Raw genomic sequence first — 15,209 nt, 5'->3', positions numbered from 1 at the left:
GGTGGCTATCGCGCCGATCGCGACACGCTACTTGGTGGCAGTGGCGACGACAGCTACGTGTTCCGGCGGGGCTCCGGCGACGACGTGGTGGTCGAATCCGACGACATCGGCAATGCCGACCGCATCGTCATGGAGGGGTATCGGGATGAAGTGCGGTTTGAACGGGCCGGTGATGACCTGCTGGTGCGCATCGCCGACACGGAGGATCGCTTGACCATTCGGCGTTTCTTTGCCGATGAAGCGGCGGTCGTCGAGTTCTTCGACTTCTCCGATGGGAGTCTCTCGGCGGACGAGGTGCGTGCTGGGTTACTCCTCGGCACCGAGGGCAACGACCACATCATCGGCTATGCGACGGACGATACCTTGTCCGGCGGTACGGGTAACGATCGCCTCGATGGCGGCGATGGTTCGGACACCTACGTCTTTGCGCGCGGCGACGGCCGCGACGTCATCGCCGACAGTGGAACGGCGGGCGAGGATGTGATTCGCTTCGACGCGGACATTCTGCCGGCCGATGTGGCGGTGACCCGCAACGAATCCGACTTGCTGCTGGTGCTGCGCGGCAGCGGAGAACGCGTGATCGTCGAGGGCTGGTTCGGCAACACCGGGCCGAGCATCGAATCCGTGGTCTTCGCGGACGGCACGGTCTGGTCGCCGGCGGAGCTGACGGCCTGGGCCCTGGCCCCGGTGGCGCCGAGCGGCGGGGATGCCTTCCTCGTCGGCAGCGATGCAGACGACGTGATCGAGGCCGGGGCCGGCAACGACGAAATCCACGCCCTGGCCGGTAACGACGTGCTCTCCGGCGGCCCGGGCAACGACCTGCTGTCGGGCGGATCGGGCGACGACACCTACGAGTACGCGCTTGGCGACGGCAGCGACATCATCGCCGACGAAGGCCGGGGCGATACCGACAGCCTCAGCCTGGGCGAGGGCATCGGTCCGGAACAGGTGGTCGTCAAGCGCGATGCCGCCAACCTTTACTTACAGTTGCCCGACGGCGAAACGATTACCGTTGAGAACTGGTTTGGCGATGCGGCCAACCGGCTGGGCGCCGTGCAGTTCGCCGATGGGACGACGTGGGATGCCGAAGCCATCGCAACGCTGGCGAACACCCCGAGCGATGGCGACGATTTCATCATGGGCGGTAGCGCCGACGAATTCATCGACGGCCTGGCCGGTAACGACGTCATCCAGGGATTGGACGGTAACGACAGCCTGGTCGGGGGCACGGGATCGGATCTGCTCGATGGTGGGCGCGGTGACGATGTCTATGTGTTCAACGCCGGGGACGGCAGCGACCGGATCGTGGATGTCGAAGGGCATGACCGCCTGCGCTTTGGCGAGGGCATTGCGCCGGAAGACCTTCAGGTGTTCGCCGACGCGGACGGCGCCATCGTGCTGCAACGCTACGGCACCGAGGACCGGGTACGCATCCCGGCCAAGGTCTCGAACCAATGGGGCGATATCAGCGTGCGACCGCTGATCGAAGCCATCGAGTTTGCGGATGGCTCGACATGGACGGCCGACGATGTGACCGGCTACGCGATGACGAAACCCACGACCGGCACTGACTGGCTGCGCGGTTCGGATCGCTCTGAAATCATCGATGGCCTCGGCGGTAGCGACTATGCGAGCGGCGGCCTGGGAGACGATCGCTATGTGTTCAAGCCGGGCTACGGACAACTGACCATCCGCGACGACGATTGGAACAATGGCGGCGGCGATGCCCTGATTTTCGGCGAAGGCATCGCGCCCGATGATCTGGTCGTGCGCCGCGAGTATGACAGTCTGATCCTCGAGGTTGCCGGCACGGATGATCGCGTCCGCATCGAATCCCAGTTCAGCCTCGGGCACACCGCCAATCGCATCGAGCGTTTCGTGTTTGCCGATGGTACCGAATGGACTATCCAAGACGTCGAATTGCGTCTGGTGGTGCCGGAGGGTACCAGCGGAGCCGACCATATCTACGGTTCCGGACGCAATGACACCATTCAGGGGCTGGGCGGCGACGACATGCTGGAAGGCGGTGCCGGCGATGATGTGCTGGACGGGGGCAGCGGTGCCGATCAACTCTATGGCGGGGACGGCAACGACACGCTGATCAGCGGCGCATCGACCGCCAGCGATCTGGATCAGGAGCGCGATTACGACTGGGGTTACTGGTACAACAGCGCGCACGACTCCCTCGCGGGAGGCGCCGGTGATGACACTTACGTCATCAATGCCGACAGCGGCTACGACCAGATTTCGGACACCGAGGGTGCCAACCGTATCGTACTGGGCGCGGGCCTGTCGGCGGAAAACGTCATCATCTCGGCGGGAAGCGGTTGGGGACATTCCGGGCAGACAAGGATCGATTTCGGCCCGGGCGCCGTCTATGTCGATGTCGGCTCGCGCATTGACCGAATTGAGTCGGCCGACGGCGTCGTCATCACCGCCGCCGACTTCGATCGCTATCGCCTGACGTCCACCTCGGGCACGTCCGGTGCGGACGTGCTGACCGGCACCCAGGGGCCGGACAGCATCTACGGGGGGGACGGCAATGACGTGATCCATGGCGGGGCCGGGCGCGATTCGCTGCGCGGAGGTACAGGGAATGATCGCCTGTTCGGCGATTCCGGCGATGACACCATCGAAGATGGTGAGGGCGATAACTTCATCAATGGCGGCGCTGGCAATGACACGCTGAGCGGCCGGGGCTACCTGTCGGGCGGAGCGGGCGATGACGCCCTCAGTGGCGACGGGATTCTGGACGGCGGCGCCGGCAATGACCGCCTCAATGTCAACAGCGGCGCGGTGATTCTGTTCGGCACGGGCAGCGGCAACGATGTGATCGAGAACGCAGCCTATGCCCAGGGCTTTGTCGTCCGCACCGATGTAGAAGCGACCGAGGTCGAGATCGTCGGCGGCTTGCTCGATGGCCTGGAAGTGCCGCTGACCCTGCGTATCGTGGCCACCGGCGAAAGTCTGACGGGCATCAACGGTGCCGCCAGCATTGTCTTTGCCGATGGCAGCGTCTGGTCGGCCGCGGACATCGCGGCCCAAACGCGGATGCCGCAACCCGTCGCCACCAGCGGCAATGATACTTTGTTGGGCAGTTCGGGAGACGACCTGCTTGCTGCCGGCGGAGGGGATGACCACGTGGCGGGTGGCGCGGGTGCAGACGTCCTTGATGGCGGCGCCGGCAATGACACGCTGCTCGGCGGGGATGGCAACGATGTTCTCCTCGGCGGCGACGGCAATGACCAACTGACCGGAGGCGGCTTCGACGACCAGCTCTTTGGTGGGGCAGGCAGCGATACCCTGAATGGGGGCGATGGCAACGACGTGCTCGACGGTGGCGCCGGAAATGATTACTACGAAGGCAGTGCCGGCATCGACACCATCCGCTTCGGCCGGGGCTCGGGCTACGATACGTTCAGCGCGGGCGTCGATGGCGCGCAGTCGCCGCTGACCATTATTGAAATGGGCGCGGATGTGCTGCCTGGGGATATTTCCGTTGCACGCATTGGCGCCTCCTTGCAATTCTCAGTGGCCGGCGGCGCTGACACCCTCAACATGAGCTATTGGCTGGCTCAGGCACAACCCGCCTCGGCGCTGGAGGTACGTTTTGCCGACGGCACCGTGTGGCATACCGAAGCCGTGCTGGCCATGCTGCCCGAAGGGCTGGGCGATTTCCGCGACAACACGCTGATCGGAAGCAACCAAAGCGAGAGCATCGAGGGTTACGGCGGCAACGACGACATCTCTGGTGCTGCAGGTGGCGATTATCTATCTGGCGCCTCGGGCGACGACCGTCTCTTTGGCGATGCCGGCGATGATTATCTGAACGGCGGAGACGGCGCTGATGCGCTCTTTGGCGGCGATGGCAATGACCAGCTCGACGGAGGCAACGGTGCGGATGCCTTGTTTGGCGGTGACGGCAACGACACTCTGAATGGCGGCTCGGGCGCCGACCTGCTGGACGGCGGCATGGGTAAGGATGTCATCTCCGCCGGGGATAGGGGTTACGACTCGGGCGCCTCGACCGACACCATCGTGTTCGGCTTCGGCAGCGGCGAGGACACGCTGGCCAGCAGCGATAGTCGCGATGTGATCCAACTGGGCGACGGAGTGCGCCCGCAGGACGTCGAGATCAAGGTATCCGGCAGTGAACTGCAGATTCGTCTGGCGGGCGGCAGCGACATGCTGCGGATTTCCGGATGGGTATATGCTTCGGACAGAGTCTCGACCCTGCGCTTCGCGGATGGCAGCGAACTCGATTTGCGGGCGTCACCCTCCGGTGTGGTGATTGGCAGTGAGGCGGCAGACAGCATCACCGACGTCGAGGCCAGCCCGTTCGACGACCGTGTGTACGGGCAAGGTGGCAACGACAGGCTCTACGGCGGTTATGGCGACGACGTGATCCACGGCGGCGACGGCAACGACTTCCTTGCCGGGGGCTCTGGCCGCAACGTGCTCGATGGCGGCGCTGGCAACGACACGTATGACCTGACCGGCGGCAGCGACACCCTGGTGTTCGGCTTCAACGCCGGGCAGGATTATTTCTACGGCAGCTACTCCACTGACCAGCCGCAAACCATCCGCCTCGAAAGCAACGTTGAGCCCGGTGACGTGCTGATCAAGGATGTCTGGTTCGACGAAAACGGCGGCAGCTTCTCGCTGGGTCTCAAGGGATCTCCCGCCACGCTGAGCGGTTTCCGGTTCAAGATCGATCAGAACGGTAACCCGATCATCGCCAGCCGCCTGGTCTTTGGCGACGGAACCGTCATCGAGGGCAAGGATGTGTTGCAAACCTTGTACCGTCCGGCAGCCACCGCAGGCAGCGACTATCTTTTGGACACGAGCGGTAATGATGTCATCGACGCGGGCGACGGCAGTGATGTAGTACTGGGCGGCACCGGTGACGACCGGCTTTTCGGCGGCGCCGGCAATGACACCCTGAGCGGTGGCAGCGGTGATGATGTTCTCGTGGGCGGCGCTGGAGACGACGCCCTGGTGGGCGGCGAGGGGCACGATATCTATCGTCTCGAAGCCGGCTTTGGGCGCGACACCATTGAGGTGCAGAGCAACGCGGAGTCGCTCGACGTCATCGAATTCGGAGAGGGGATACGCCCGGAGGATGTGGTCGTATCCAGCTTCGACGAAGCCGCTTTCCCCTGGCGGCACTTCCTCGTTCTCGACGTGCCGGGTTCTGGCAGCCAAGTCCGCATCGAGAACGGCTGGGCCACTGGCTACGGCAGCAGCGGTTCAGCGCTCAATCTTGCCGGCATCCACTTCGCGGATGGAACGACATGGCAATCGGCAGACATCGCTGCCCGCTTGCTGGCGGCAACGCCCGGCAATGACAGTTTGCAGGGATCAACCGGCAGCGATTACATCGCGGCGCAGGACGGCAACACCGTCATCTATGGCGCCGAAGGCGATGACGTCCTGCTCGGGGGCGCGGGCAATGATTTGATCGAGGGGGGCGACGGCAAGGATCGACTGCAAGGCGGCGATGGCGACGATCAACTGACCGGCGGCGCGGGAAGTGACCTCCTGCTGGGCGGCCGTGGCCAGGACATGCTGATTGGCGGCAATGGCAGCGATGTGTACCGATTCGGACGGGGCGACGGCCAGGACGTCGTGGGGGACTTTGGTTCCGGGCTCAAGGATGTCGATACGATCGAGTTTGGCGCCGGCATCACGCTGGCCGACGTTTCGCGAGAAATCGTCGACGGCAGCCTCGTCCTGCATATTGCGGGGGGAGCTGACTCCATCACGATCATGGGCTTTGATCGCCCGCTGATGGCCATCGAGCGCATTCGTTTCGTCGATGGAACCATCATCGACCCCATTACGTGGGCCGCGCGCAGCAATGACCTCGTTGTGAACGTCGGCGACGGTGTGCGTGAGGTCGCGGGCGATACGCGCTATGACAGTTTGCGCTTCGGTACCAGCATCGACCCCGACACGGTCACGGCCAGCCGCGAGGGAGCCGATCTGGTGGTGGTGAGCGGCGCTGATGGCGTGCGTTTCACGGCCTGGTTCAACGACTCGGTGAGCCAGCCGGTATTGCAGGCACGTTTTGCCGACGGCACGGTCTGGAACGCCGAGGATCTTTCTCGCCGGGCTTCCACCCTGATCGGCACGGACGGCGCCGACCATCTGGTGGCCAGCGCCGGCTTCCCGGCCCATGTTTCCGGCGGCGCGGGCAACGATACGCTGGTCGGCAGCCATGGCGACGACGTCCTGATGGGCGGCGACGGCAACGATGTGCTGATCGGCGGCATGGGCACGGATCTTTTGGTGGGCGGCGACGGCGACGATCTGTACATCGTCGATGACTTGAGCGAAGTCGTCGAACTGCCCGGCGGGGGCAGCGACACGGTTCGTCTCACCACGACGCAAGATATCATCGTCACCGGCGAAATCGAGAATTTCGAAGTGCTCGGAACGGCGCCGGTCAAATTGATTGGCAACGCGGCGAACAACCGCCTCGTGGGCAATAGCGCCAACAACCGGATCGAGGGCGGCGCTGGCAACGATAGCCTGGACGGCGGCGCCGGCGCGGACACCCTGACCGGGGGCACGGGCGACGACCGCTACGTGGTCGACAATGCTGCCGATACCGTTGTCGAACTGGCCGGCGAAGGCAACGATACCGTTGCGGCCACCATCAGCTGGACGATCACCGCCGGCAGCAACATCGAGAATATCGAACTGCTGGGCGAAGCCAATCTCACTGCCACTGGCGATGAAGGGGCCAACGTCCTGATCGGCAATGCCGGCCGTAACTTTCTGCGCGGCATGGGCGGCAACGATACCCTGAATGGCGGCGGCAACGCCGATGTCCTCTACGGCGGTCAGGGCGACGACCTTTATCTGGTCGACGATGCCGGCGACTCGGTGATCGAACTGACCGGCGAAGGTCACGACAGCGTTCTCGCCACGGCAAGCTTTGCGCTGCCGGAATTCGTCGAGGATCTCACTTTGGGCGGTTCGGCGAATATCGACGGCACCGGCAATGCCGGAGACAATCGCATTCGCGGGAACGCAGGCAACAACACCCTGGCCGGCGCTGCCGGCAATGACCTGCTCGATGGTGGCGCCGGCAACGATATGCTCTATGGCGGGGCCGGCAACGACAGTTATGTGTTCGGGCGCGGTTACGCCCAGGATCTGGTCCTTGAAAACGGCGCCGCCTCGGCCGGCGATCGTTTGCGACTGGGCGCCGGTGTGGCGCCGACCGACTTGCTACTGCGCCGCAACGGCGACGATCTGTTGATCTCCGTACGCGATACCAGCGACCGGCTGACGGTGCGCAACTACTGGCAAGCCGCGAGCCTGGTCGAAACCATCGAATTCGCCGATGGCACGACTTGGGGACAGTCCGAGGTCGAGGCTGCCTTGGCGGCCACGCCGGCCAACACCGATCCGGAGGTCATCGCTGCAGCGGCCGATCAGACGGTCGACGTCGGGCACAGTTTCGAGTTCAGCGTGGCGGGCGTGTTCGGCGACCAGGATGCTGGCGATGTGCTGATTCCCAAGGTGACCCTGGCCAACGGCGACCCGCTGCCGGGCTGGCTGAGCTTCGATGCGGTCAGCCGCACTTTCCGGGGAACGCCGGGTGAGGGCGATGTCGGCACCATCAGCATCGTCGTGCAGGTGTCGGATAGCGCCAATCGCGTGGTTTCCGACCAGTTCGACCTGTCCATCCGTAACCCGAACGACACCTCGCCGATCGTGTTCCGGCCGCTGGCCGATCAACACGGCCGGCAAGACCAGGCCTTGTCCTTCAGCCTGCCCGAGGATGCCTTCAAGGACTTCGATGTCGGCGACACGCTCTCCTACTCCGCAACGCTGGCCGGCGGTGCTGCCCTGCCCAGGTGGCTGAGTTTCGACCCGGTACGGAAATCGTTCTCCGGCACCCCGGGCAAGGACGATGTGGGCACCTTGGCGGTCGCAGTCACGGCGCGCGATTCGCGCGGTCGCACGGCGAGCGACGTCTTCGACATCGTGGTCGAGGACGCCAACGATCCGCCACGTGTTCAACGACTTGTCACGGACCAGATTGTCTGGCAGGGGCAATCCATCGATGTGGCCTTGCCCGCAGACCTGTTCATCGACCGGGAAGGCGATTCCGTTTCCATCCAGGTGACCCTCGCCAACGGAGAGCCTCTGCCGGCCTGGTTGTCCTACGACCCGGACACGTCCCGCATCAGCGGGACGACGCAGAGCGACAGTGTCGGCATCACGACGATCCGGATCACCGGCACCGACAGCAATGGGCTCGCCGCATACGAGGATTTCGATGTCGTCGTCGGTGACGTCAACGATGCGCCGGTGCTGACCGCTCCGGTGGGCACTCTCACTGCCCGGGAAGGCCAGAGCGCAGTACTGCGTTTGCCGACGGATTTGTTTACCGACCCGGATCGCGGCGACACGCTGACCTACCGCCTTGAACGCCTGTCCGCGCCTCCCTACGCCAAATCCAGTTTCACGCTGGATTCGACCAACGGCGCCTTGACGCTGCGCTCGACGACGCCCAGCAGCTATTACGGCCCATTTGTCTACAGCAGTCTGGATTACTGGGATATCGGCACCTGGACCTTCAAGCTCACGGCGGAGGACCGTCTGGGCCTGACGACGAGTGCCGAATTCACGGTCGACGTGCAAGCTGCCGGCATCAACCATATCCCGGTGGTCGCAACGAGTTCGAGCCAGCCCTGGAATGTTTACGGACAGGTCTGGGACGCCAACCGAGGTGTCTGGCAGTGGAGTTATGCCGCGCAGACATCGGTGGTCGTGACCATGGGCGACAGCATGCAGGTCAGCCTGCCGGGCTTTGTCGATGTGGATGGCGACCTCCTGAGCATCTCCATCCTTCCCCAAGGCTCAGCCACTGCCGATGGATGGGTTTACAACTCAGGCACGGGTACTCTGCAATACCAAGGCGCTGCGCCGCTTCCGCGCAGCCAGGTCTTCGACATCATCGCCGACGATGGTCGCGGCGGCCGCTCGCTCACCAAGTTCAGCGTGGTGGCCAATCGCACGCCGATTATCGAGGACATTCCGGAAATCGTGGTGCGCGAGCATCAGGCCTTCTCGATGACGCTGCCGGATTCGACGTTCTCAGACCCGGACGGTGACCCCGTCTCGACCAGCGGGACTGCGATCCGAACCTACAACCCGTTGAGCCGGCAGTACGAAATCCTGGCCTATTACGACCCCTCCACCAAGACCATCATCGGTCAGGCAGGTGATTTCGGGGTCGGCACGTTCTACCTGACGCTGACGGCCTCGGACTCTTTCTCGAAGAGCGGAAGCGAACCGGATGGGAACGCGCATGCCTGGGTTTCCAACCCGACCAAGCAGGTCAAGATCACGGTTCTCAATGAATACGACGCGCCGCGCCTGCTGGCACCATTGTCTGACGTAAGCGTGCAAGAAGACCAATCGCTCTACCTCAGCACCAGCAATGCCTTCTATGAGCTGGACAGGGACCAGACCCTGCGCTATTCGGCAAGCCTGAGCAACGGTGACCCGTTACCCGCCTGGCTGAGCTTCGATCCGGCCACGGGGGTACTCTCGGGCGTGCCGCGCACCGATCAGGTCGGCAATTATTCGATCCGGATCACCGCGACTGACCTTGTCGGCACCAGTATTGCCGACGACTTCGATCTTGCCGTGACCCTAGCCCAGCGCAATCACGCGCCACGCCTGGCGGTTCCGGTCGCAGACCAGATCTATCGGCGCGACCAGACCTTCTCCTTCCAGTTGCCGCGCAATACCTTCAGCGATATCGACGCCGGCGATACCCTGAGCTACCGTGCCTTGCAAGACAATGGCAGCCCGCTGCCCAGCTGGATCCAGTTCGATGCAGCCACGCTGACCTTCTCGGGTCATGTGCCCGCCGGACAACGGGCGCCGACCGAAATCCGCATCGTGGCCACCGACTCCCAGGGCGCGGAAGCCGCCGATGTGTTCTCGATTGGTATCGATGAAAGGACCTTGCCGCCGGTGGTTACCACGCCAGTGGCGGACCAGATCGCGCTCGAAGATGCGCCGTTCAGCCTGAGCCTGCCCGCTGGCGTGTTCACCGATCCAGAGGCGAGCGGCAGCTTGACGCTATCGGCCACTCTTTTGGACGGTCGGCCTTTGCCCGCGTGGTTGTCTTTCGATGCCGGCACCGCCACGATCTCGGGAACGCCCGGCAATGCTGATGTCGGCGCCCTGCAGGTTCGCATTACCGCGACCGAGCCGGACGGCGGCACTGCTTCGGATAGCTTCCAGTTGACCGTACAGAACGTCAACGATGCGCCGGTGGCCACAGGAGAAAGCTATACACTGGACGCCAATGCCGTGCTCGATCTGACCAGCGAGGCCTTGCTCGCCAATGACTACGACATCGATCCGACCCACGACACGCTGACTATCAGCGCGGTCGGCGATGCCGAGCACGGCTCCGTCGAATTGATGGCGGACGGCCGCGTGCGCTTCACTCCCGAGCAGGGCTATGCCGGGCAAGCCGGATTCTCCTATACGGTCAGCGATGGCCAAGGCGGTAACACCACGGCCCATGTCCAAATCGATGTCACACCCGTGCAGGTCGCCAGGGCGCCAGTGGCGCTCGATGGTGACATTGCCTTGGCGGAAGACTCCTCACGCATCCTGACGGCGGCGGACTTTGCTTTTGCCGATCCCGACGGCCCCCACACGCTGCAGGCTGTCGTCATCGTCGCGGCGCCGGTGGCTGGACGCCTGCTCCTCAATGGCGCGATAGTTGCCGACGGCACGGTCGTCCTGCGTAGCCAACTCGATGCGGGTCTGCTGGTCTTCACGCCGGACGCGGATGCCCATGGCGCCGCTTACGGCCGCATCGAATTCCGCGTGGACAACGGCCTGGTTTCTGCAAACGCAGGGGTTCTCACCCTGGATGTCGATCCGGTCAACGACGCCCCGCAGGCGGTATCCGACAGCGCATCCATCGATGAGGACGCCGCGACCCCGGTGACGGGATCGCTGTTGGCCAACGACCGGGATGTGGACGCGGGAACGAATCTTAAGGTCGTTGCGCCGGGTACCTATGCCGGTCGCTATGGCAGCTTGGAGCTGAACGCCGATGGAAGTTACAGCTATTCTCTGGATAGCGGTTTAGATGAGGTTCAGGCCCTGGCGAGCGGCGAAATCCTGACCGAAACCTTCGCCTACCGCGTCACCGACGGTGCGGGAAGCGATGGCGCGGAACTCTCCATCCGGATCCATGGGCGCAATGATCTGCCCGAGATCCAGGCCGACGAAGGCTTGATCAGTGAAGACGACCCTGCGGCCCTTGAGTTGGATCTCCTCGCCAATGATCGCGACATTGATCACGGCACCACGCTGCGTATCGCCGATCCGGGGTCACAAACCGGCAGTTACGGCCGTCTTGACGTGGCGGCGGACGGCACAGCCTCCTATCGTCTCGACAATGGCAATTCCGCCGTGCAGGCGCTGGGCACCGGACAAAACCAGCTTGAGCGTTTTACCGTGACGGTGAGCGATGGCGAAGCGAGCGTGGCCAACGAAATTACCATCGTGGTTCAGGGTCTCAACGACGCGCCAGTGGTGACAGCGGATATCGAAGCGATCAGCGAAGACACGACAGCCCCCTTGACGGGCAATGTGCTGGGTAACGACATCGATGTCGATGCCGACACGGTCTTGCAAGTCGGCGATCCGGGTAGCCGCATCGGCAGCTACGGTACCTTGAACCTGGCGGCTGATGGTCAGTACAGCTACACCCTGGCCGACACCAACGCGGTACAGTCGCTGGCTGCTGGCGAAGTGGCGCACGAGTCCTTCAGCTACACGGCCACCGACGGTTTGACCAGCACAGGCTCTACGCTTGACATCGCCGTGGTCGGCCAGAACGACGCTCCCATTGTGGCACGCCAGATCGGCGCGCAATCGGCGCAGAGCGGGCAGGCGTTCAGCTTCCAGTTCGATGCCGACGCCTTCATTGATGTCGACCATGGCGACACCTTGGCGTACTCGGCCACCCAGACCGATGGCTCAGCGCTACCGTCGTGGCTCCAGTTCGATGCAGCGACGCGCACCTTCAGCGGCACGCCCGCAGCGGAGGATGCCGGCAGCGTGAGCGTCGTCCTCACGGCGACCGATCATGCCGGCGCAGCGGTCAGCCAGGTGTTCTCGGTCACGGTCGCCGGCACCCAGATCGATCAGGCCCCGGTCACGGCTTTCGACGCGAACGCCGTTAGCGAAGACAGCGTCCTGGTCGCCTGGGGCAATGTGCTGGCCAACGACGTCGATCCGGAAGGCAAACCGCTGTCGGTCGTCAATGCGGGTGTGCGCAACGGCCAGTGGGGGCAACTGTGGCTCACCAGCTACGGCAGCTACCAGTACGCGCTCAACAACGCTTCCTCGGCGGTGCAGTCGCTAGCAGGCGGGCAGACGGTGTATGAGCACTTTGCCTACCAGGCAAGCGATGGCGTCAATAGCACCCCGGGGGAGCTGACGATCGCCATCACGGGTAAAAACGATGTGCCGCTGCTCAAGGAGCCCTTGGGCAACAAGAGCATCGCGCCCAATAACAACGTCTGCTGGAAAATCCCCTCCGGCTCCTTTATCGATATCGACCAGGGGGACCAGTTGAGCTATTCCGCCACCCTCTCCAATGGCAAGCCGCTGCCCAGCTGGCTCAAGTTCGATGCCGCCACCCAGATCTTCAGCGGCACCGCGCCGGCCTCGGCCCGCGGCCGCATCGATGTGCGCGTCACCGTGAGCGACGGTCATGGCGAGGATTCCACGGCTTCGGATGTCTTCTCGATCCGCTTTGGCAACCAGACGGTCGTGCCGACGGATCAGAAAGGCAACGAAGGCCTAGGCAACGGCGGGGACGCAGCGCCCCCCGGACACGAGTCCAATCTCAATGACGGGGCGGGGACTTCGCCCGGCCAGCCGGGGCGCAAGCATGGTGGTGAGGGTGAGGATGATCTCTTGGGGCGTTTCCTCGACAGCTTCAAGCGTGAAGGCAAGTCCCAACAGCCGGCGTGGCCTCTAATCGATCGTCGCTGGTTCGAGCCATGGGATAAGCCAGGCCAAGCCTCCGGGCAGACACCTCAGGGCCAGCTCACACACGATGTGGCGCGCCACTGGGCCGAACTGACGCATGCCCTGAACCGGCTCGATGCCGAACGCCAGAGCGCCCCTGCCTGGAGCCATGTCAATCAGGGGGCCGATCTCGCCGGCCTGGCTCCTTGGATGCACCGGGGTGAGCCTGGCATGCGCCACGGTGTGGATGCCGTGTCGCTGGCCGCGAGCGGCACCCATCTCAAAGGCTTCGTCGGCCTGCGCGAAGGGATGAGCACGCTCACATGCTGATGCAAAACACGAGGCCCCAACATGCGTGCGCTTGAGCACCTCATCCAGCCTGCCCACCAGGATCATCAGGCGTTCCTCCCGCCGCTGATTCGGTTGCAGCAGAGCGCGCCGCATCCGCAGGGGCGGCGGGTGTTGTGGATGCTGCTGGGACTACTGGCCTTCCTGTTGATCTGGGCCCTGTTCGGGCGGCTGGACATCGTAGCCGTGGCCGACGGTAAGCTCATACCGGCAAGCTACCTCAAGATCGTGCAACCTGCGGAGGCGGGCATCGTCAAGGAAATCCTGGTGCGCGAAGGCGAGGCGGTGCGCGCCGGACAAACCTTGATGCGCATGGATGCGCTTATCACCAATGCCGATCTCGATGCCATCACGACCGAATACGCCCGCAAGCGCCTGCAGCTTGCCCGCATCGATGCGGAACGGACTGGGCAAGCCTTCCGGCCGGCGATTGAGGCCCCCGTGGCGCTCGTGCGCGAAACCGCCGCCCACTACCGGGCCAATCGCGAAGCCCTGGCCGCGGCGCTGGCGGAAGAACGCAGCCGGCTTATCAAGGCAGAGCAGGAACTGGCGGCGGCCCGCCAGCAAAAAGCGCGGCTGGAGGCCGTGCTGCCCCACTACCGGGAACAGGACAAGGCCTACGAAAAACTGGTCAAGGACGGCTTTGCAAGCCCGCTGATGGGCTCGGACAAGCGCCGTGAGCGCATCGAGAAGGAACAGGAATTGGCCACCCAGGAACACCTGATCGCCTCCGCCCAGGCCAGCATCGACCAGTCGCTCAAGAAACTCGAGCAGATCGAGGCCGACTATATGCGGCAGCTGCATGCCGAGCGCGTTGAGGCGCAGGCGCAACTGGACAAACTGGCCAAGGAACTGGAGAAACAGCGGCACCGGCGCGAGCTTCTCGAACTCAAGGCGCCCCAGGACGGGGTGATCAAGGACTTGGCGACGCACACCTCCGGCACCGTGGTGCAGCCCGGCACCGTGCTGGCGACCCTCGTGCCGCGAGACGAAAAACTCAAGGCCGAAGTCTGGGTCTTAAACGAGGACATCGGCTTCGTGCGGGCGGGGCAACCGGTCAAGCTCAAGTTCGCGACTTACCCGTTCCAGAAGTACGGCATGGGACGCGGCACCGTCGAGCACGTGAGCGCCGATGCCCAAAGCGAAGAAGAAGCCCGCGACAGGGGCCTCCCAGGCGCCGGGCCGCGGCCGTTGCGCTACAAGGCGCTGGTGAGGCTCGATACAACCGCACTGGAAATGGATGGCGTGAAATACCCGCTGTCGGTGGGCATGCAAACCACGGCGGAAATCCTCTTGGGTGAGCGCACGGTGGCGGAATACCTGCTCTCGCCGGTGAAGAAGGCCTGGCACGAGGCAGGCCGGGAACGATGAAAGATGTCCCGCCGTGAAGCTTCCTGGCGCGGGAGATCCTGGCAGAGGGTCAGCTACGCCTACGCAGGTGGAAACGGGTCCCTGCGGCCCCGCGTTGCCGCCACTTTTCGAACGGCGGTGCACTCTCGCCTGCGAACGTCTCGCGCAACCCAGCTTCGCCTGGGGCCGTCCCATCCCGCGTCCTATTGCATTACATAGGTACGTGATACCTATCCGTCGTCCCCGCGAAAGCGCCGACCCAGCAAACCGGTCAAAACCCCCCTGCATGCCCGCTTTCGCGGGAATGACGGTCAAATTGCGCAGTCTGCCAGCCGCTTTCGTAAAGCCAGATAATGGCTAACCTGGACGGCGCAGTTCATATTGCAGCGCCAATCGGGAGCAGGGTTGCGAGCAACAATCTCCTGCCCGGAAACCCCAAGGTTACGAAGCGGCCTCGTGCACTTAAGGCAACC

Annotated in this window: 2 protein-coding genes; both read left to right on the top strand. The window is 63.9% G+C overall.

Annotated features, from left to right (window positions below):
• The first annotated feature begins 84 nt into the window (after positions 1-84).
• Positions 85-13,368: a putative Ig domain-containing protein gene (locus V6E02_RS05980; RefSeq protein WP_347307866.1), complete on the top strand. Its 13,284-nt coding sequence runs from the start codon at positions 85-87 to the stop codon at positions 13,366-13,368.
• Positions 13,369-13,389: 21 nt separating this feature from the next.
• The gene (locus V6E02_RS05975) at positions 13,390-14,757 is read left to right on the top strand and encodes an HlyD family type I secretion periplasmic adaptor subunit (protein WP_347307865.1); all 1,368 of its coding nucleotides are present in this window, start codon (positions 13,390-13,392) and stop codon (positions 14,755-14,757) included.
• Positions 14,758-15,209 lie beyond the last annotated feature (452 nt).

Origin of the sequence: Thiobacter sp. AK1 (assembly GCF_039822265.1) — a bacterium.
Taxonomy (GTDB): domain Bacteria; phylum Pseudomonadota; class Gammaproteobacteria; order Burkholderiales; family Thiobacteraceae; genus Thiobacter; species Thiobacter aerophilum.
Note: the sequence above shows the minus strand (reverse complement) of the source record. Positions and strands in the feature narration are given on the sequence as shown.

Excerpts from the sequence above, each read along its gene's own strand:
- V6E02_RS05975 (WP_347307865.1), top strand. The coding sequence starts at position 13,390 with ATGCGTGCGCTTGAGCACCTCATCCAGCCTGCCCACCAGGATCATCAG.